Here is a 21,224-nt window from a genome sequence, read left to right on the forward strand (position 1 = left end):
AAAATACCGCTCACAAAAGTGGGTGGTATAGCTACAATGCAATCTGGCAAGGTATTACAGCTTTGATTGTTATCATCACATAAAACTAACTACGGTTCGTTTCTAAAGTTCCGCATGCCACCGCCAAAGCCATCGGGCCCCATGCCTCTGAACATACCGGGCATTCTTTGCTGTTGACTGGCAAAATTGCGCAGGTTATAGGTAAAGGTTAACATTAAATATCGTGTTAATACATTGCTGCGTACATCCTGAATGGTATTGGCCGTAATGTTGCGGGCAACATTGGTGTTTTGATTCAATAAATCGAATATTGATAACCTGAACTCACCGGATTTGTTTTTAAATACCTGTTTGCCAACGCTGGGTGACCACAAAGGCACACTTGTATTGTAACCTGCAGCACGATTGCCATTGTAAGTATAATCAAAACTAGAAGCCACAATCCAGCCCGATTTGCTGTACCAGGTGATTTCGGCAGAAAGGGTTTCTGTATAAAAATTGGCATTCTGGTTGGCTTGTAAGGTATAGCGGGTAATATTGTATGTAGTGGTAGAACTGAAATTCATGTCAAATATTTTCTTCAGGTTGGAGGTCCATTTAATGGTTTGCCCCAATGTGGTATTGTACGTAAAGTTACTCACGTTGTTCACCAGCGTCTGGCTTTGGTTATAATTAATGTTGGTGACAAAATTTAAATTGGATTTGGGTTTGCTGAGTGGGAAACCATAGTTAAAGTAACCCGAGAAATTATAGGTACCGCCTAAGTTGGCATAGGTGGTGGTTTTACCGCCATTGGTATTTTGAATGATGGAGCTTTGAATATCGTTTGTAACGGTCGATGCATTGACGGTGGCAAAGATGATCCGCTGGGTAGTCGGGTCGAAGGAAGTGTACAATGCCCGGATGCTGTGTGTAAACTGTGGTTTTAAATTGGGGTTGCCGATTTGAAAATTAATAGAATCGGAAGTGGTTTTTAAGGGTTGTAACTGGTTAACCGAAGGTTGCCCGGTACGCCCCATGTAAAAAATACGTAAGTTTCTGGTGCGTGAAAAACTGTACATGAAATTAGCTGTAGGGGTTAAATTCACGAAGTGGGTATTCACCATAATATTTTTGGTAGTGTTTAAGCTATTTTGGTCTAACCACTGTATGCCCGATCCCACACTGAAACGCATTTTTTCTTTTTGCATGCGATAATTTACTGTAAAGCGATTGGAATGTGAAGTGAATTTGTACGAATTACTGAATAAACTGTCAAACTGCAGAAAATCATGTGCATTGGCATCGTAGTTAAACGTTTTATTCACACTGTTGTTGCTGCTGTAACTGTAATTGTAATTCAGTTCAATGATTTGGTTTTTACCAATGGGTTCTGTGTATGAGAGGGTGGGGCTAATGGTAAAATTATTGCTGGAATCAATATACCGTTGGTTAATGGTATCTGTTTTAATATAGGGTACATAAAAATTATTTACCGAATACATAAACCCAACACCGTTATTTGATCCTGCACTCATATTTACATTGGCAGAAAAGGTACGTGATTTTTTGGCAAATTTATGCCGGAACATCAGGTTAGCATTGTTGATGTTAAAGCCTGTATTGGTGCTGGAGGCGGTACTAACCGACTGGTTAATTTGTTTGCCGCCCAGTCCCCCTGTTGTAAGGGTAGTGGAGGAACTATTGGGTGTACTGGTTTGGAACACTACATTGGGTCTGAAAATAATAGAGTTATTGGTATCTATAGTACTTTCCATATTCATATTAATCTGATGGTCCTGATTCCTTGAAATACTATACTGGTTTTGGTTATTGAAAATAGAAGAATCGCCGGGCAACAGGTTTTGGGTAAGGCTTTGCTGATCGTTGGTAGTATGCAGGTTATTGTAAAAATAACTGGCCGTAACATCGGTGCTTTTGCCCCAGGTATCTTTATAATTGCCACCGCCAGCCCAGGTAGAGGTAATGCCGGTAGCATTAACACCTGCCGTTCCGCCACGTGGTGGTCCGCCGCCTCTTCTGCCACCGGTGTTGCCGCCTAAAATATCCTGTGGTGTAAAATTCTGTTTATTGATGTCGTTGGCCTGCCCTAACAATGAAATTTGCTGGTCGCCATCAAAGCGGTGCAGGTTAAAACTTTCATCATAGTTTTCATCTGAACCCACTCCGGCAACTGCTTTGCCGAAATAACCTTTCCGTGTATTTTTTTTGGTAGTAATATTAATGGTCTTTACCCGGTTGCCATCATCAAAGCCGGTAAACTTACTCTGATCGCTTAAATCATCAAATACCTGAATTTTATCAATCACATCCGGCGGTAGGTTTTTGGTAGCCATTTTGGGGTCATCACCAAAAAAGCGTTTACCGTCAATCAGTACCCGTTGTACGGTTTCGCCCTGGGCTTTAATAACGCCGGTATTATCAATGTCAACACCTGGTAATTTTTTCAATAAATCTTCTGCTGTAGCATTTGGTTTAACATTAAAGCTGCCTGCATTAAACTCAACAGTATCTTTTTTAACCGCAATAGGTGCTTGTTTTACAGTAACATTACCCAAATCTTTGGCTTGTATGGCCATGTAAATGGTATCTAAGTTTACAGTTGTTTTATTGTTACTAAGGGTAATGATTTTAAAAAAAGGGGCATATCCCTGAAAGCTGATTTGAAGCAAAATGCTATTGAGGGGAACATTTCTTAAAATAAATACACCACCGGCTCCGGAAAGTGTAGATGCTTCAACAGAAGAATCTTTTACATTCAATGCCAGTACCGAAGCATCCCGCAATACCTGCTTCCCTATAGAATCTTTGAGGATACCCCGAATGGTGCCGGTGCTTTGTGCAACGGATATGGATTGCTGTAATAGAAATGAAATAAAGATATAAAGTATAGTTTTCTTCATACAATGGTGCTAAGGTTAATACTTGCAAAGTAAAAAGCAGTTTTAGGTTTCAGGACATTAAATCGGTAGAGTAGCACAAAAAAGGGGCAAATCTATTGTATGGGAGCAGTTTAAATATTGTTTAAACATTATTAATGGCTGCAAAGCCTCATTAACTCTGCCATTGACTTTTTCTTTTTTAACAAATGGCTTATTGCTGCTATAGTTTTGCTTCATAATTCAGTGGTAGATTTGCGGTATCAAATTCATGTATCATTAAAAAATTACCTGTATGAAAAGGTTAATGGGATTGTTAGCCAGCGTTATATTGATGGCCCGAACAGTAACCGCACAAAAATTCAAGTGGGCACAAGTGCCTGCTGCCGTGAAAGCTGCATTTGCCAAACATTTTCCCGGTGTTACTGCCAAATGGGAAAAAGAGGATGCCAATTATGAAGCCGTTTTTCACCAAAATGGTAAAGAAATGAGTGCTTTGTTCGATGCCAATAGCAAGTTATCTGAAACAGAGGTAGCCATTCCAATAGCTGCATTACCTGCTGCCGTACATCAGTACATTCAAAAAAATCATCCGGGTAAAAAAATTAAAGAAGCATCAGATATTACAATTACATTAGCCGATGGCATCGTACATTAAGAAGCCGAAGTAAATGGAGAGGACTTGATTTTTGATGTAGTGGTAATTTTATGAATGCTTTAAAAGTGTAACCTCATTATCTGTGGAGGCAAAAAAAATTATTTCCGCAAGGAATTGCTTTTTTTTAACCAATCAACCAACCTTTTTGAGAATAATAGCATCTATGCAAGAAATCAATGTTGGCGTTTTGACAAAAGTATATCAGGATGAAGATGAAAAGGAACTGATACATGACTGTATTTCAGGAAAACCTGATGCACAGAAACATTTTTATTTGAAATATGCACCTAAAATGATGATTGTTTGTTTACGGTACAGCACTACAAAGCCAGATGCCGAGGATTTACTTCAGGAGGGCTTTTTAAAGATATTTAAAAATCTAGCGCAGTTTAATGGTACAGGTTCACTGGAAGGATGGGTTAGAAGAATATTTGTGAATACCGCACTTGCAAAATTCAGAGATAAAAATAAATTAATGCCCATTGTTACGATGGAAAATATAGAGCAAAGTTCAGATGAGTATTTACAAATGGCAGAGCGTATAGATGGCAAAGTTTTATTAAAATTGGTACAATCACTTCCGGCTGCTTATAAAATAGTATTCAATTTATATGTTTTTGAGGGGTACAAACATAAAGAAATTGCAGAAATGTTGCATATCAGTGAAGGTACCTCTAAGTCTAATTTGCATGATGCCAGAAAAATATTACAGCATTTAATTCAGGTTCATACTAAAATAGCCAATTAACATGGGTAACCCTTTAGAAGATATAGACGATATTTTTAAACAGCATATTGATAATATGCGTGAAATGCCCGATACCGACATTTGGGAAAATATTGCACTCCATTTAAATAACGAAGCAAATAAAAAATATAAACGAAAATTTATTTACTGGAGAGGTGCTGCTGCCATTATTGCTATATGTTTATTTGTAGCACTGCTTTTATTAACCATACGCCCTTCTATTCATCAGGTGAAAAATGATTATGTACAGAGAGCATTAACCGGCCCATCTTCCGGAAAGCAAATGCCATCTGATAAAAATGCGCCGCTATCTCAAATAAACAATTCAAAAAAATCCGAGACAGCTATTATGGCGCCATCTGTAAACCCTTATTGGGCTCAGCCTGAAAGCAAAATTCTCAATAAAAATAAAATCCGTTCTTATGCAAATCAGCAAAAAAATCCTCTGGTTCAAAAATCTGCTGTTATTCCCTTTTCGGCTCATTTATTACGTTCTGTTGGTATTCATAGAACTATAAATAACACACCATTACCTGCTGAAGATAGTTTTTACACCCAAAATTATCACACCGCATATTCTGTTGCACCTGTATTGTTTGCAAATGTTTATCAATTGAATGATGAAAAAAATAAATACATATTCAATGCAAGTACGATTGCACCTTCCATACCGGTTTCCTCCATGCTCATTTCAAAATTAACACGGCAACATTTTTCAATTGCATTGGTGGCTGCTCCCTATTTTATGAACTATTTACACAATACATCGGGTGGTGTTAGCCAACCGGGACAGGGCAATCAGCAAGGCAATCAGGGAGAGAATAATGAGCTGTCTTATTCAATCGGTGTTTTGGCACAATATCGGGTAAAGCATTGGCAGATTTCAACTGGGTTACAGTACGCACAATCATTCGTAACCATTCAGCCAAAAACCATTTATGCTTCACAAAACAGCAATGGTTTGGTGCAGTATAAATATACTACTTCAACCGGCTATGCATATGTATCACCTTCTTTTAGTGTGCAACCTCAAATTGGTGACAGTCTGTATACCACTACGGCGAAACATACTTTGCAATATATCAGCGTACCGCTTAGATTGGGCTATCAGTTGAATAAAAATAAATGGTCGATAACACCCACTGTTGGTATTGCACTGAATGTATTAAAGAATGCCACCATAGAAACAAGCTTTGAAAATGGTAGCCAGTCTGAACAGGAAATAATTACTTCCTTACAGGGTTTGAAGAAAATGTATTTCAGTGTTTTTGCAGGTACCTCTTTTCAATACGCTTTTAGTACCGGTACTTCTTTATTCATTACTCCTAATTTTCAGATGGGTATGCAATCTATTACCAATAGTAAACTGCCTTCAACCATACCGTATCAGTTGGGTATTGAAGCAGGGATAAATATTTCTTTCTAAAAATTAAAAAGTAACCCAACTATTTTCATATTATCAGCATCTTACCTGAAAACACTTTTATGAGGCTTACCATTTGCAAAATATTAATACCCGCTTTTGTTCTGGCTGCATTTTTTTTATTTGCCTGTAAAAAAGAGGGACATAAAAAAAATGAAATAAGTAATTTTTGCAGGGTAGTTCCGGCCGATTCCATACCTGTGATAGTGAGAGATTCATTTATCGCAAAATATGCAAAAGTTATTCCAGTAAAATGGTATGTAAAAGACAGTATAGGCTATTGTGCATACTTTATAATCAACGGTATGCAACAACTTGCATTGTTTTCTACTAACGGTGCATTGCTGAATACAGAAACAAAAGTGGAGCAAACCGGGCAATATGAAGATTCAACCGGGCAACCGGGTAAATTATTTAAAGAAGGTTGTTCTTGTGAAACAGATACAGAGTATGATTAGATTTGTTCATCATCCCCCCAACATAAAATATATTTTCCGGGCATAGTATAGTACAGTTTCGATGCATCACATAACCGGAAATATATCCAAAGCCCTTTTTCTAAAGGGCTTTCATTTACTTTTTTTAAATATGCAAAAATACCGTACCATATTATACGCAACTTTCTTGTGGATATGCCTATTTTTTATCCATAGTGCTGTTGTAGCTCAAGGCTTTTTTGTTGAAGGAAAGGTTATGGATAGCTTAACTCAGCAACCCATTCGTAATGCAACCATTCGATGGTTGCATCAAAAAAGAGGGGCAGTTACCGATTCATTGGGTTTGTTTCATTTGTATCATGCACCTGTTCCTGATACTTTACGCATTAGCTGCATGGGTTATGCGCCTGTTTTATATCCGGTACCAGTTAATTTACTTGCAAAAATTAGGGTAGCATTAATGGAAACCAACAATACATTACAGGATGTAATTGTTTACCCAAAAGGATATGATCCTGCCATCAGCCTGTTTAAAAAAATCATGAAACATAAACCTGCCAATAACCCTGTTTTTTTTCATACCCTGCAGTATGATGTGTATCATGCCATTGAAATTGATGTGAATCATTTATCAAATAAAATGATACAAAGCAAATTGCTGAGGCCTTTTAAACAATTTTTTTTTGATAGTGCAGTACAGGGTACTGCAACAGTGAATATACCCGTTTTTATACACGAACAAATAGGGGCTTATCAATTTAATCTGACTACTCATCAGCAAAACTATCAACTGTATCAACAAAAAACATCCGGCATTAAAAATGAAAGTATTATTCAAAATATGAACGATTTTAAAATGCCCATCAATATTTATGACAATTACATCACACTTTTAAAAGCTCAATTCATCAGTCCACTATCTGCCAATGGACTCAATCATTATCATTATACCATTACCGATACAAGTGTGAAAGAATCACAAACATTGTATAAACTTAATTTTGCACCATTAAGTGCAGGTGGTAATACATTTGAAGGGTATGTTTGGGTAGATGCTAAACGGTATGCCATTGCTGAAATGAGTATGGTAACTGCAAAAGGCTCCAATTTGAACTGGGTAGATGAAATACGTTTACAGCAGCAATTTAGTTTAATACGTGATTCAGTGTATGCTTTAACTGCAAGTAATACTAGTATTTCATTTAAATTGTTATCTAACAAACAACCCGGTTTTACAGCCATTCAAACAGAAGCTTATAAAAATGTACGGGTGAATGAGCCCATTATACCCTTGGTTCGGGAACCTTCTACACATCCTGAAGTTGGTTTACGCAGCAAACAGCACAATATGCTGCCTGCCGATAATGACCTGTTTACTTTTGATGGTTCCAAAAAATATTTATATCAAAAAGTAGATGCTCTGAAACAAATTCCGGAATTTAAAACCTATAGTAATGTGTTAAAAACACTGGCAACCGGATATTACCCAATGGGTAAAATAGATATTGGAAATCTGTATAAATCATTTACATCCAACTATATAGAAGGCAAGCGATTTAACCTGGGTTTACGCACCAATACCCTGTTCAGTAAAACAGTGCAATTAGGCGGATATGTAGGAATGGGTATGAAAGACAAGAAACCCCGATATGCATTCCATACACTGTTTGTATTCAATCATTATGCATGGGAAACCCTCAGGTTTTCCTGGCAAAAAGATTTTTCTCCTTTAAAAGATAATGCAGATGAACTTAACGAGAATAGCCTTTTCGGCTCATTGTTGTTGCGAATACCCCGTTCAGCCATTTATTTGGTAGACAATCAATCTTTCCAGATTCAATACCAAAAATTTTATGCAAGCGGGCTCTCTTTTCATATTCAGATTGCTACCCAACAGTTGAGTCCGCTGTTTAATTCCTATTTCTCTTATCAGAACTACAAACCCATTCTTGTGAATGATCCCAATCCGCAGATGGATGGATACCGGGATAACAATGTATCCTTCGGTGTACGTTACGCATTTAAAGAAAAATATGTGATTACTTCTTTTCAACGCAGTAGCATCAGCAGTAAATTTCCGATTGTTGCATTTACCTTCACCAATGGAATTGCCAGTAATATTTATGCCCTGCAATCAGATTTAGCCTATCAAAAATATCATTTTTCAATTTCCCAACACTTGATGATACATGGTGTTGGAGATTTAAAATATGTTTTCAATGCTGGAATTACGAATGGTGTGTTGCCCCTTGTTTTGTTAGATGTAGCAAAAGGTAATGATACGTATTATTACAACCAATATGCCTTTAATAATATGTACCGGTATGAGTTTGCCAGCGACAGGTATCTTAGCTTTTTTGCGGAACAGCAATTGGGTGGTTTCCCATTTAATCATTTGCCACTGATTTACCGTTTAAAATGGCGAAGTGTGTTTTCAATAAGGGCATTGGAAGGCAGTATGACAGAAGCCAATAAAATTGCAAATGCTTATTATGACCAGACTATCAATTACCATTTTAAAGTGCCGGATGGAGTGCCTTACACAGAAGTGGGTTATGGTATCGATAATATATTTCATGTGTTGAGGTTAGATGCCATTTGGCGTTTAACATACTTACATCAGCCCAATACTCCGTCATTTGGGTTAAGGGCAAGCCTGCATTTTACTTTTTAACATCATTGAATTCTTATGTGTTACAACAAAATAAATGTCATGAAAAAAATAACACTGTTTTTTGTATGCTTAGTTTTATATAACGGAAAGTTATTTGCGCAACAATTGTATAAAATGGATGTTCCTAAATTGGTAAAAACAGCTTTTTTTAAACATTATCCCGGTGTTATCCCATTTTGGGAAAAAGAGCATGCTAATTATGAAGCAGCTTTTCAGCAAAATGGAAAAGCAACCATTATATGCTTTGATGCCAATGGAAATATGTTGCAAACAGAGGTGGTTATAGCAATAGCTGAATTACCGCCTGCAGTAATGCTGTATCTTGAAAATAAAATTACCAATTATAAAATAAGAGCTGCCTCTCGCATCACCAAGACCAATGGTACCGTGCATTACGAAGCCGAAGTAAATGGTCAGGATTTAATTTTTGATACTGCCGGCAATTTTATTAAAGCAGTGAAAGCATAAACAGATGATCTGTCTGAAATTCCAATATAAAGGATGGTGCCATGAATTGGGTACCACCCTTTTGTTAGGTACGCATATCGGCATGCACTTTCCAAAAAAGCCATGGCCTTTTTACAATAGCGGGTTGCTGCAAAGTATTGGTAGCATTGCCCTGTACCATATCAATCGGTTTCCAATATACAACGGCATGTCGTTTCTGTACCGGTTCTTGCACAGGAAAATAAGCAGCTATTAAACGTTGCACAGTCGCCGCCAACTGTACACCCTGTTTTAGCCATTGAATGAGTTTACCTGTCATGCGTTGTTGTAATCCTTTTTAAGGGAGTAATTGCCGGTATAGTTTACTGGCAATGGGTGATGCCAGCTTTAGCCATTCGCTGTATTGGCGCAGGCGGGCAAAAGCCGGATAGCTCAAAAACCGTTGTTTGTTGATAGAAGTTTTGGTGCGCACCAATTGCCTACCGTTCACCACATAAAACGTTAATCCGTTGAACGTACCCGATACAAAGCAGTTAGAAATGCTAGCCATAGTATATTCAATTTGTTGCATACAATATACAACACCGTAACCTCCTTTTCCAAATTTTTTTGGTGTTATTTTCCGCAAAAATTTACCGTACAATCCGCAGGTAAACAACCGCAACACAGCCCATTCAAACTCCACCCACCTCCGGGTTTACAGCGTTGTACAACGCTGTTGAATTGAACTTGTATGGGAGGAGGGAGGAGGGTGGGGGGATGGGCATTTTCGTAGAGGTTATTGGCACTTTTCTTTGTGCACTCTGTGTAACCCTTTGTGTATTCTCTGTGGTTAATTTTTCACGCAAGCTCAACTCAGCGTAGTTTATTTAAATAAAAACGAAAAGACACTGGGCATATGGCTGTGCTACGCCCTTTTTCTAAGTAGCATGTGCTATACAAAATAATGATGATATACGATTTGTAAAATTTGTACATTCGTTTTATGAGGGTAGAATAAGTGTAAAGTAGCCAATGCACAAAAAAGTACGGCGTAGTTGAAAACATACGCCGAGTGTACGTTTAAATTGGAAGAAAAGAAGCATTATGCACAAGTTAAGTTCTAAAGGAATTATTAATACTTAAAAATTATAAAACAGCTATCGGGCTTACTTCAATAGGAAGCAATATTTTACTTTATTTACCTTATAAGGATATTGACAATTATGCTTATAATTTGTTATATACTACGCAAAACCAAAATAAAATTATAGGTTAATAAAGATTAGCCGCAGATTTAAACCAAGACTTTCAAAGAACTGAAATACGATGCGGCCTAAATTAATTATTTGCATAAGAAGTATAATTATACAGGGATTTGAAAGATTTAATAAAAAGCCTTTCTTTCTTATTGACAAAATTTTGTTTGAGTAAATATAACAGTGCCTGCCTGCAAAATTGCATTGACATATATAGCGTGGCGACGTAAGAAAAATCGGCTGCATATCGCTAATCAGCTTCAGTTTCGGCAGACGAAGAATGCTGATCTTTAGCATAAATAATGAACTTTTGTATTTTTTATCATTGTTTCCGGACTGTATACTAAAAGAAAAAAGTAGCAAAAAAAGAAAATTTATAATAGTATATTTATTTGTAATTAATTGACAAAAGCAAAACTGAAGTACGGAATTCTAATGTCGCCATATCGCCAATGCGAAACCGTTGTAGGCAATATATTCAATCACTCTAAAAATTTGAAGTATTCCAATAATATGGCATTTCATAATTCCTTAAACCAAGGTTTATGAAATCTTTCATAACTTTATTTTTAAAACATACCATGATGCGCTATCGTATTTTAATGTTTGTTGCTATGTTGTATGGCTCGTCCTTGTTTTCACAACAGGTTAGTTTGCCCGGTACTAAAACTATGCTACCCAATGGATGGAGCTTAACCCCCGCCGGTAAACAATTATCTTTGGACGATTTGCCTTTGAATATGGCTGTTAGTACTTCAAAAAAATATTTGGCAGTAACCAATAATGGACAAAGCACACAATCCATTGAATTATTTGATGCTCAACAGCAATTAAGATTAGATAGTGTAACCATTCCCAAAAGTTGGTATGGCCTTGTATTTGGTAAAAATGATCAGTATCTATACGTATCCGGCGGAAATGATAATCGTATTTTGGTTTACAAAATCAATAATAGTAAACTGCACTTACATGACTCTATTATTTTAGATAAAAAATGGCCGGTAAAAGTTTCACCGGCAGGCATAGCTGTTGATCATCAACAGCATCAATTGTATGTTGTTACCAAAGAAAACAATAGCCTCTATATCATTGATTTACAAAAAAATACCATTCTTTCAAAACTTCCATTAGGTGCTGAAGCTTATACCTGTTTATTTTCTCCTAAAAAGAATAAATTGTATATCAGTGTATGGGGTGGAGAAAAAATTCTCTGTTACAATACTTTGAAACAAAAAATTACAGACAGTATTCATGTAGGCAGTCATCCTAATGAAATGGTTTTATCGCACAGCGGAAAATATCTTTTTGTAGCAAATGCGGATGATAATACCGTATCCGTTATTAATACAAACTTACATCAAGTAATTGAAACGCTCAACACTGCATTGTATCCGAATGCACCAACGGGGTCAACTACCAACGGTGTTGCTTTGTCGGAAGATGGTCATACTTTATATGTTGCAAATGCAGATAACAATTGTCTTGCAGTGTTTGATGTTGCTATTCCCGGAAAAAGTTTTTCTAAAGGTTTTATTCCTGTTGGGTGGTATCCTACCAATGTAAAAGTAATTGGCAAAAATATTTTTGTTACGAACGGGAAAGGTTTACAATCTTTTGCGAATCCTTTAGGCCCCAATCCTGCTTCTAAAAGTGAAAGTGTATGGTATCATAAAGCCGATAATACAGTAAAAGGACCTGTTGAATATATTGCAGGAATGTTTAAAGGTAGCCTGAGTATTATTCCTGAACCTGATAAAGCATTATTGGCACTGTATTCACAACAGGTATATCAAAATACACCCTATAATAAGTATAAAGAATTACATGCCGAGGGTGAGGCCGGTAACCCTATTCCTGCAAAGGTTGGTGATACTTCCCCTATTAAGTATGTTTTTTATATTATTAAAGAAAATCGTACTTATGATCAGGTACTGGGTGATATGCCAGAAGGCAATGGAGATACGTCATTGGTTTTATTCGGTGAAAAAATTACGCCTAACCAGCATGCATTGGCCAGACAATTTGTTTTATTAGATAATTTTTATTGTGATGCAGAAGTAAGTGCCGATGGACATAACTGGAGTTTAGGTGCTTATGCCAACGATTATCTGGAAAAAACATGGCCAACCAGCTATGGCGGTAGAGGTGGTTCCTATGATGCGGAAGGTAAAAGACCTATTGCTAATAATAAAAATGGATTTATATGGAGCTGGTGTAAAAAACAAGGCATCAGTTACCGAACTTATGGTGAATTTGCAGATGATTATAAACCTAACATCCCGGTGCTAAAAAACCATATTTGCCCATATTTTACAGGTTGGGATATGTATGTTAGAGATACCAGCCGGGTGACTCAGTGGAAAAGAGATTTTGATTCGTTAGTAGCTATTCATCAATTACCACAATTCAATACTTTAAGGCTTATTACCGATCATACTGAAGGTATGAAATTAGGCAGGCCTTCCCCATTTGCTCATGTGGCTGATAACGATTTAGCAGTGGGTTTATTTATTGAGCATTTATCGCATAGTGCTGTCTGGAATCAATCTGTAGTATTTATTGTAGAAGATGATGCACAAAATGGACCCGATCATGTAGATGCGCATCGGGCGCCTGTTTATGTAATCAGCCCCTTTATTAAAAGAGGATTTGTTGATCATACCATGTATTCAACCAGTTCTGTATTAAGAACCATTGAATTAATATTAGGTTTACCACCTATGTCGCAGTATGATGCGGCTGCTACACCATTGTGGCGCTCGTTTACCAATCAGGCTAATTATACGCCTTATCAGCACATTCCTTCAAACGTAGATTTGGATGAAATAAATGTTCATAAGAACAGGTTATCAATGATGAGCCAGCATTTTGATTTTACCAAAGAAGACAGAGTGCCTGAAGAAGCATTTAATGAAGTGCTTTGGAAAGGAATAAAAGGGTTACATACCACTGTTCCAAAACCAATGCGTGCTGCATTTGTCTTGATACCAGATTCCGGGAAAAAAGATGCTGATTAAATCAGGCAATTTCCTCACCCCTTGCTGCTACCCATAACCGGAACCAATCTTCATTGGTGAGTTGAATGGAGGCGGCATTTTTTGCCTGAATTAATCTTTCCATTTTAGTAGTACCTACAACCGGTAAAATACCTGAGGGATGTTTGTGCAACCAGGCAATTAAAATTTCATTCGCTCCTGTATTGAATCTTGTTGCAATGGTGGTTGCCACCTGAATAATACTTCTATATCGGGGATGATTGTCATCATTAATTAATCCACCCCCTAAAGGCGACCAGGCCATTGGTGTAATATTGTGTTCAATACACGCATCTAAAGTGCCATCCACAAAAGGATGAAGATGTAAAATAGATGCTTCAATTTGGTTGTATTCAATTTTCAAGTATTTTGAAAGCATTTTTAATTGATGGGGTAGAAAATTTGAAACGCCAAATGACAATATTTTCCCCTGTTGTTGTAATGTGTGTACTGCTTCTGCAATTTCCAAAGGATGCATTAAAGGATCGGGTCGGTGAATGAGCAACACATCAATGTAATCTGTTCCAAAATGAAGGAGTGATTGCTCTGCAGATTGTATAATATGCCTGGCAGTTGTATTATAGGTTTTAATGGCATCAATGCCACTCTGCGGATTAGGCAAAACAATGCCACATTTTGTTATAATTTGAATCTTGGTTCTTATTGAAGACTGCGATTGTAACACCTTGCCAAATGCAGCCTCAGTTGTATAATCTCCATATATATCTGCATGATCAAAACTGGTAATACCTGCTTCAATACAGGCTTCAATAACATTACTATAATCGGTAAATGAAAAATCAGCGCCCCATTTCCCCCAGCGCATACAACCGGCTATTGGTGCTTTTATTGTAGGCATAGCTATTGTTATTAAGTATAAAATTAATTAGTAGGTTCTTGCTGACTTAAACAATGCCAGCTACCCAGGCCCCATATAACATCTGCTGAATCGATTCCGATAACAGCCCGATCAGGGAATAACTGTGATAAAATATCAAATGCTTTTTCATCATTTTTATTTCGATATGTAGGCACAATAACCGCTTTGTTTGCAATATAAAAATTGGCATAGGAAGCAGGCAATCTTTGCGATTCATAAATAACAGGTAATGGCATGGGTAATTCAACAATATTTAGTTGTTTGCCATTCAATAATCGCATTTGTTGCAATTGTTTAAGGTTATGTTGCAGCAATGCATAATTTTCATCATTTTTATTTTCTTCCACAACAGTAACAACGGTATCGGTATTTATAAATCGAACAGTATCATCAATATGCCCGTCGGTATCATCTCCAACAATTCCTTCATCAACCCATAAAATTTGCTCCACCCCATAATATTCATGCAAATATTTTTCTATGTCAGTTTTTGATAATTGTGGGTTTCTATTTTTATTGAGTAAGCAGGCAGCTGAGGTAATTAGCGTACCTGCATCATTAAAATCTACTGAACCGCCTTCCATAACAATACCCGGATAAAAAACTGGTAATCCTAATTTTTCCGCAATGCGAGTTGGAATAATATCATCCAAATCATAGGGTGGGTATTTGTTGCCCCAGGCATTATAATTCCAGTCAACAATGGCTTTTTTTTGTTCAGTACGGTGTAACAGAAATGCGGGGCCGTGATCGCGGCACCAGGCATCGTTGGTAGGATGATGAAAAAAGTCGATCATCGAAAGATCAACTGAAGCCTGTTGTAAAATTTCTGCGGCAAATTGTTCCATCTTTCCATCAGCCACATTAATACACACTCTTTCTCCTGCCGATACTGCTTTTATAAATTGTGCATAGGGCGAATAGATAGCATCTATTTTTCCGGGCCAACTGGCTTCTTTATGTGGCCAGCTAAGCCATGTAGCCCTGTGTGGGTGCCATTCGGCGGGGAAAAAATAGCCTTGTTGTTGCGGGGTTGTCTGTTCCATTATGGTTCGTCTATAAATCTTTTTGTAATGGGTTGATAAGAATCGATTCGTCTATCTCTCATAAAAGGCCAGTGTACTCGATAGCTATCTGTTTTTTCAAGATGAATAGGCACTACCATTACTTCTTCATGATCATGCGATGCCTGCTGAAGTATGGTGCCGAATGGGTTACAAACAAATGAACCACCCCAAAATTTCATTAATCCATTTTGTTCTGTACCTACTCTGTTCACACATACTACATGCACTCCATTGGCAATTGCATGGCTTTTTTGCATGGTTTGCCAGGCATTAAATTGCTCAATATTTGTAGCTTCATCTTGTGCCGAAGCCCAACCAATAGCAGTAGGATAGAAGAGTATTTCTGCCCCCATTAAACTGGTAATACGGGCTGCTTCCGGATACCATTGATCCCAGCAAATCAGTACCCCAATGGTAGCATATTTTGTTTTGAAGGTTTTATAACCCAAATCGCCTGGCGTGAAATAGAATTTTTCATAATAAGCAGGGTCGTCTGGTATATGCATTTTACGGTACTTACCTAAATAAGTGCCATCAGCATCAATAATAGCAGTGGTATTATGATATATTCCCTGTGTTCTTTTTTCAAATAAGGAGGCTATTATTACCACATTCAATTTTTTTGCTACAGTTGATAATGCATCGGTGGATGGCCCCGGAATATTTTCTGCCAAAAGAAAGTTATCATAATCTTCTACATCACAGAAATATAGTGAAGTGAATAATTCCTGTAAACAAACTATTTGAGCGCCTTTGGCAGCTGCAACTTTTATTTGTTCAATAGCTTTTAATAAATTGGATTGTTTTTCTTTGGTGCAGCTCATTTGTGCCAGTCCTACATTTACAATTGACATGCTCAAAAATTTTTCAATGCAAAAATAACGGTTGAAACGCGTAAATACGAAGGAATGCTGATATTTTAACCATAAGGTTATGCTACATAAAAATCCCATTCCGTTCATATTTGGAATGGGATTAAATTGTTTTGAGGTAAGAAGAACTGTGGGTATTAATATCTGTTATATCCACCACCGTTACCACCGCGATCGCGATTGTAGCCACCGCCGCTTCCGCCACGGTTACCACCAAATCCGCCACCGCGGCTTCCGCCGCCACCGCCGTAGCTTTTCTTAAAGCCACCGCTTTTTCTTTCGCCTTCAGGGCGAGGGGTAGATTCGTTTACAACGATTTTGCGATCCTGCACATCTGTGTCATGTAATGCACTGATAGCAGTTCTTGCAGCTTCGTCATCAGGCATTTCAACAAAACCGAAACCTTTGCTGCGGTTGTTATTGAATTTGTCTGTTACGATTTTTGCTGAGGTAACTTCGCCATAAGGCGCAAAAAGTTCTTGCAGGTCTTCACTGGTCATGTTCCAGTTCAAATTTCCAACGTAAATGTTCATTTTAAAAAATTAAGTTAAGTGATACCAATGATGAAAACAGTAACCAAAAGCCCTGAAGCATTTACGTGAAAACCTTCTAGAGAAATGGAAGAACTGGTCATTGGACAAACGAAGATAATTTTTTTATTTGGTTCCCCAATTTTTTTTTAAATAAGTGGGTTTGTGGTGGATGGGCACAAAAAACCGCAGCACTTGCTACGGTTTAAAATATGGTGAAAAGGCTGTTTTACTCAGCTACCACATCAAATTCAATTTCTGCAAGGTTGCCATTGCCAAAATCGATCGATGCTTTGTGCAGGCCAATTTCTTTCACTTCTGATACAATATGAATTCTTCTGCGATCAATTTCATATCCTTTTTGGTTGCGAATGGCGCGGGTAATTTGTAAAGCAGTAACCGTTCCAAAAATTTTGCCACTGGTACCGGTTTTTACGCCAATTTTTACTGGAGATGATTTCAGTACTTCAGTAACCTTATGAATTTCAGCCAGCATAGCTGTTTCTTTTTTGGTCTGTACTTTTAAGCGTTCTTCTAATTGTTTTAAATTGGAAGGACTAGCCTCTACTGCTAATTTTTGAGGAATAAGGTAATTGCGGGCATAACCGTTTTTAACAGCTACTAACTCGTTTTTGCCTCCTAAATTATCTACATCCTGAATTAAAATAACTTGCATATTATTGAATTTAGTTCCCTTTACCCAGTTGATGAAACTGTCCCTCATTCAATTTTACAGAGGTTAGGGAGGTTACTAAGAAATTTTATTTTAAGAGATCGGTTACGTATGGTAATAAGGCCATTTGGCGTGCTTTTTTAATGGCATCACCTACTTTACGCTGGTATTTTAAAGAATTGCCTGATAAGCGTTTGGGCAACATTTTACCTTGTTCATTGATGAATTTCTTTAAAAATTCAACATCTTTATAATCAACGTATTTAATGCCATATTTTTTAAACCGGCAGAATTTCTTTTTGGGTTTTTCCTGTTTAATGGCGGTAAGGTATTTAATTTCATTCTTTGCCATGGTTTATCCCTCCATTTTTTCGGTTATTTTAAATCCGCCATTTCTTTTTACATAGTTGTACTCGACGGCGTTTTTATCGAGTTTTGTAATCATGTGACGCATGATTTGCTCATCACGTAACACTTGAATTTTCAATTTTTCATTGAAACCGGGATTGGCGGTATATTCTAATACCCAATAAATACCCGTTGTTTTTTTCTGAATGGGATAAGCCAGTGATTTCAATCCCCAGGGATTGCTGTGCACAATGGTGCCGCCATTTTCGGTTACCAGTTCCGTATACTTTTTTTGTGCTGATTTAAAATCATCTTCTGAAAGTACCGGGGTAAAAATGATCATTAATTCGTAATTGTTCATTACCCTTTTTTTAATTGTTTAAATTGGTTTTTACCCAATGGACAAACTTCCTTTTGAAAGTATGATTCTGCCAAAACAGAATTGGGGCTGCAAAAGTAAGTGTTTATGATTAAAATAAGAAACTGTTTTTTAAAATAAGTGTTGATATGCTCTTGGAAGGCTAAGTTATTCATACATTGATCCGATCAATACGGATGAAATAAAAAAAAGAGCGCCTATTGCTCAGCGCTCCTCTTTTTTTAATTGAATTGATCAACCTATTTATTTCCCGGCTACTTGTTTGCGGATGATATTTAAAGCAGCCCCAGCTTTAAACCATTCAATCTGTTGCTGATTGTAGGTATGGTTGGCAATAATTGCTTCTGAACTGCCATCTGCATGATGTAAAATTATGGTTAAAGGCTTACCGGGTTCAAATTCGGTTAAACCAATAATATCAATGGTATCATTTTCAGCAATTTTGTCGTAATCATTTTTATTAGCAAAAGTTAATGCCAGCATGCCCTGTTTTTTTAGGTTGGTTTCATGAATCCGGGCAAATGATTTGGTTAAAACTACACGTACACCTAAATGCCGTGGTTCCATGGCGGCATGTTCACGGGAAGAGCCTTCTCCATAATTTTCATCACCCACCACAATGGTATCAATACCAGCTGCTTTATAAGCCCTTTGGGTATCGGGAACGGGGCCGTAAGCGCCTGTTAACTGGTTTTTTACCAAATTGGGTTTTTCGTTAAAAAAGTTAATAGCACCAATTAATAAATTGTTGGAAATATTATCTAAATGGCCACGGTATTTTAACCATGGGCCTGCCATAGAGATATGGTCAGTGGTACATTTTCCTTTTGCTTTAATGAGTAGTTTTAATCCCTTTAAATCAGTACCCTCCCATGCCGGGAAAGGTGCTAAGAGTTGTAAACGTTTTGATTGAGGGTCAACCACAACGTTCACCTTACTTCCATCGGCGGCGGGTGCCTGATAACCGGGATCATCTACCGCAAAACCTTTGGCGGGTAATTCAATGCCTGCCGGAGGGTCTAGTTTTACTTTTTCACCTTTTTCGTTCGTTAAATAATCTGTTAATGGATTAAAAGTTAAATCGCCGGCAATGGCTAATGCGGTTACCATTTCAGGCGAAGCCACAAAAGCATAGGTATTGGGGTTACCATCGGCACGTTTGGCAAAGTTTCTGTTAAATGAATGTACAATGGTGTTTTTTTCCTGCTTTTCTGCGCCCATTCTATCCCACATGCCGATACAAGGCCCGCAGGCATTGGCAAAAACTTTTGCACCAATCTTTTCAAATGTATCTAAAAAGCCATCTCTTTCAATGGTAAATCTTACTTGTTCAGAACCGGGGGTAATTGTATATTCTGCTTTTGTTTTTAATTGTTTATCAGCAACTTGTTTTGCTAAACTAACCGCTCTGCTAATGTCTTCGTATGATGAGTTGGTACAGCTGCCAATTAACCCAACTTCTACTTTGGTGGGCCATCCGTTTGCAGCGGCAGCTTCTTTCATTTTAGAAACAGGTGTAGCCAAATCGGGTGTAAAAGGCCCGTTTAAATGCGGTTCCAATTCATTTAAATTAATTTCAATCACCTGATCAAAATAATTTTCGGGATTTTCATATACTTCCGGATCAGCATTCAAATATGATTTGATGGTATCTGCCATTGCAGCTACTTCTTTGCGGCCGGTGGCTTTTAAATAACGGCTCATGCTATCATCATAACCAAATGTAGAAGTGGTGGCACCAATTTCAGCCCCCATATTACAAATGGTTCCTTTTCCGGTGCAACTAAGGGCAGCTGCTCCTTCACCAAAATATTCAACAATGGCGCCGGTTCCGCCTTTTACTGTTAGTATGCCTGCTACTTTAAGAATAATATCTTTAGGTGCGGCCCATCCATTCAATTTTCCGGTTAGTTTAATGCCAATTAATTTAGGCCATTTCAGTTCCCAGGGTAAACCCGCCATCACATCGCAGGCATCTGCTCCACCAACTCCAATTGCAATCATACCTAAGCCACCTGCATTTACAGTATGAGAGTCAGTACCTATCATCATACCGCCTGGAAAAGCATAATTTTCTAAAACCACCTGGTGAATAATTCCGGCACCGGGTTTCCAAAAACCAATGCCATATTTGTTAGAAACAGAAGCTAAAAAATCATATACTTCTTTGCTTTCGGTAGTAGCTACCTGCAAATCTTCTTTTGCTTCTACACGTGCTGTAATTAAGTGATCACAATGTACTGTTGAGGGTACGGCAACTTTAGGCCTTCCTGCCTGCATAAATTGTAACAGGGCCATTTGTGCGGTAGCATCCTGCATCGCTACTCTGTCTGGAGCAAAGTCAACATAACTTTTGCCTCTTTCAAAGTTATTTAAAGGTTGTTCTGAGTGTAGGTGTGCAAATAATATTTTTTCTGCCAGTGTCAAGGGTCTGCCTAAAGTTTTACGGGCTGCGGCTATTTTAGCCGGCATTTCAGCGTAAACTTTTCTAATCATTTCAATGTCGAATGCCATAATTGCTATTTTATAATTTGATGAATGAAAAGAGATGACTTTAATAAAGTGAACTGTTTCAAGTTTTTTAAAAATGCAAAATTACGATAAAACAAAAGGCGATAAAAAACTGTTTTATGAATTGTTTTGCAGTTACTATTTGTAAATACAGTAAATTGCATAAAGTTTATTTCTAAAATAAACACTATGAAACTGATGAATAAGTTACGTGAGTTTATGGAAATGCATGCTTTTGGTGTTTGCACAGCAATAGGTGAAAAACTTGGTATTGCCACTTCAAGAATTAGGATGTGGTTTATTTATATTTCATTTCTAACCATGGGCTCACCACTGATTATATATATGATTCTTGCTTTCTGGATGAATATAAAGCGATACATTCTCAATGCGAGAAGAAATCCGCTGAAGTATTTATAAAATAT

19 protein-coding genes are annotated in these 21,224 nt (G+C 37.4%); 8 read left to right on the plus strand and 11 right to left on the minus strand.

All coding sequences use genetic code 11. From position 1 onward, the window contains the following. Positions 1-89: 89 nt before the first annotated feature. Positions 90-2,903 carry a TonB-dependent receptor gene (locus tag EO766_RS01840; RefSeq protein ID WP_074421024.1) on the minus strand — a complete coding sequence of 938 codons (2,814 nt, stop codon included), beginning with the start codon at positions 2,901-2,903 and terminating at the stop codon, positions 90-92. 271 nt (positions 2,904-3,174) lie between these two features. Here EO766_RS01840 and EO766_RS01845 point away from each other — a divergent pair, with 271 nt between their 5' ends. The 6 genes from EO766_RS01845 (at position 3,175) to EO766_RS01870 (ending at position 9,287) form a co-directional block, all read left to right on the plus strand. Then, positions 3,175-3,537, plus strand: coding sequence for a PepSY-like domain-containing protein (locus EO766_RS01845; RefSeq protein WP_074420402.1), 363 nt, complete (start codon positions 3,175-3,177; stop codon positions 3,535-3,537). Between the two features lie 163 nt (positions 3,538-3,700). Further along, positions 3,701-4,285, plus strand: a complete 585-nt coding sequence (locus tag EO766_RS01850) for an RNA polymerase sigma factor (RefSeq protein WP_074420408.1) — start codon at positions 3,701-3,703, stop codon at positions 4,283-4,285. Position 4,286: 1 nt separating this feature from the next. Next, the gene (locus EO766_RS01855) at positions 4,287-5,711 is read left to right on the plus strand and encodes a hypothetical protein (RefSeq protein WP_074420403.1); all 1,425 of its coding nucleotides are present in this window, start codon (positions 4,287-4,289) and stop codon (positions 5,709-5,711) included. Between the two features lie 59 nt (positions 5,712-5,770). Then, entirely contained in the window at positions 5,771-6,166 is a 396-nt protein-coding gene (locus EO766_RS01860; protein WP_074421025.1) for a hypothetical protein, read from the plus strand. 130 nt (positions 6,167-6,296) lie between these two features. Next, on the plus strand, positions 6,297-8,819 hold the full coding sequence (locus tag EO766_RS01865) for a DUF5686 and carboxypeptidase-like regulatory domain-containing protein (protein ID WP_287100650.1): 2,523 nt from the start codon (positions 6,297-6,299) through the stop codon (positions 8,817-8,819). Positions 8,820-8,858: 39 nt separating this feature from the next. Continuing rightward, entirely contained in the window at positions 8,859-9,287 is a 429-nt protein-coding gene (locus tag EO766_RS01870) for a PepSY-like domain-containing protein (protein WP_074420406.1), read from the plus strand. Between the two features lie 64 nt (positions 9,288-9,351). On the opposite strand, the gene EO766_RS01875 is transcribed toward EO766_RS01870, so the two are convergent. Both EO766_RS01875 and EO766_RS01880 read right to left on the minus strand, forming a co-directional pair. Continuing rightward, complete coding sequence (locus tag EO766_RS01875; protein WP_074420407.1) at positions 9,352-9,585, minus strand: hypothetical protein; 234 nt, start codon at positions 9,583-9,585, stop codon at positions 9,352-9,354. 18 nt (positions 9,586-9,603) lie between these two features. Continuing rightward, on the minus strand, positions 9,604-9,816 hold the full coding sequence (locus EO766_RS01880; protein WP_143439287.1) for a hypothetical protein: 213 nt from the start codon (positions 9,814-9,816) through the stop codon (positions 9,604-9,606). A 1,233-nt stretch (positions 9,817-11,049) separates the two neighbouring features. Here EO766_RS01880 and EO766_RS01885 point away from each other — a divergent pair. After that, positions 11,050-13,521, plus strand: a complete 2,472-nt coding sequence (locus EO766_RS01885) for a bifunctional YncE family protein/alkaline phosphatase family protein (RefSeq protein ID WP_074420481.1) — start codon at positions 11,050-11,052, stop codon at positions 13,519-13,521. Between the two features lies 1 nt (position 13,522). On the opposite strand, the gene EO766_RS01890 is transcribed toward EO766_RS01885, so the two are convergent. From EO766_RS01890 to EO766_RS01925, 8 genes are all read right to left on the minus strand, one after another. Then, positions 13,523-14,398, minus strand: coding sequence for an aldo/keto reductase (locus tag EO766_RS01890; RefSeq protein WP_074420480.1), 876 nt, complete (start codon positions 14,396-14,398; stop codon positions 13,523-13,525). A 23-nt stretch (positions 14,399-14,421) separates the two neighbouring features. Then, positions 14,422-15,465, minus strand: coding sequence for an agmatine deiminase family protein (locus tag EO766_RS01895; protein ID WP_074420479.1), 1,044 nt, complete (start codon positions 15,463-15,465; stop codon positions 14,422-14,424). Then, positions 15,465-16,340, minus strand: coding sequence for a carbon-nitrogen hydrolase (locus EO766_RS01900; RefSeq protein WP_074420478.1), 876 nt, complete (start codon positions 16,338-16,340; stop codon positions 15,465-15,467). Before EO766_RS01900 ends, EO766_RS01895 begins: the two co-directional genes overlap by 1 nt. A gap of 155 nt (positions 16,341-16,495) precedes the next feature. Further along, on the minus strand, positions 16,496-16,891 hold the full coding sequence (gene rbp, locus EO766_RS01905) for an RNA-binding regulator (protein WP_074420477.1): 396 nt from the start codon (positions 16,889-16,891) through the stop codon (positions 16,496-16,498). Positions 16,892-17,117: 226 nt separating this feature from the next. Beyond that, positions 17,118-17,564, minus strand: a complete 447-nt coding sequence (rplI, locus tag EO766_RS01910) for a 50S ribosomal protein L9 (protein ID WP_074421188.1) — start codon at positions 17,562-17,564, stop codon at positions 17,118-17,120. Positions 17,565-17,649: 85 nt separating this feature from the next. Next, the gene (rpsR, locus tag EO766_RS01915) at positions 17,650-17,913 is read right to left on the minus strand and encodes a 30S ribosomal protein S18 (RefSeq protein ID WP_068247180.1); all 264 of its coding nucleotides are present in this window, start codon (positions 17,911-17,913) and stop codon (positions 17,650-17,652) included. A 3-nt stretch (positions 17,914-17,916) separates the two neighbouring features. Continuing rightward, positions 17,917-18,270, minus strand: a complete 354-nt coding sequence (rpsF, locus tag EO766_RS01920; RefSeq protein WP_074421186.1) for a 30S ribosomal protein S6 — start codon at positions 18,268-18,270, stop codon at positions 17,917-17,919. A 261-nt stretch (positions 18,271-18,531) separates the two neighbouring features. Further along, positions 18,532-20,802 (minus strand): aconitate hydratase, encoded by a 2,271-nt coding sequence (locus tag EO766_RS01925; protein WP_074421185.1) that lies wholly within the window; start codon positions 20,800-20,802, stop codon positions 18,532-18,534. 186 nt (positions 20,803-20,988) lie between these two features. Here EO766_RS01925 and EO766_RS01930 point away from each other — a divergent pair, with 186 nt between their 5' ends. After that, on the plus strand, positions 20,989-21,219 hold the full coding sequence (locus EO766_RS01930) for a PspC domain-containing protein (RefSeq protein ID WP_228733107.1): 231 nt from the start codon (positions 20,989-20,991) through the stop codon (positions 21,217-21,219). The last annotated feature ends 5 nt before the right edge of the window (positions 21,220-21,224 follow it).

Source organism: Hydrotalea sp. AMD (assembly GCF_004100315.1).
GTDB classification, from domain to species: Bacteria; Bacteroidota; Bacteroidia; order Chitinophagales; family Chitinophagaceae; genus Hydrotalea; species Hydrotalea flava.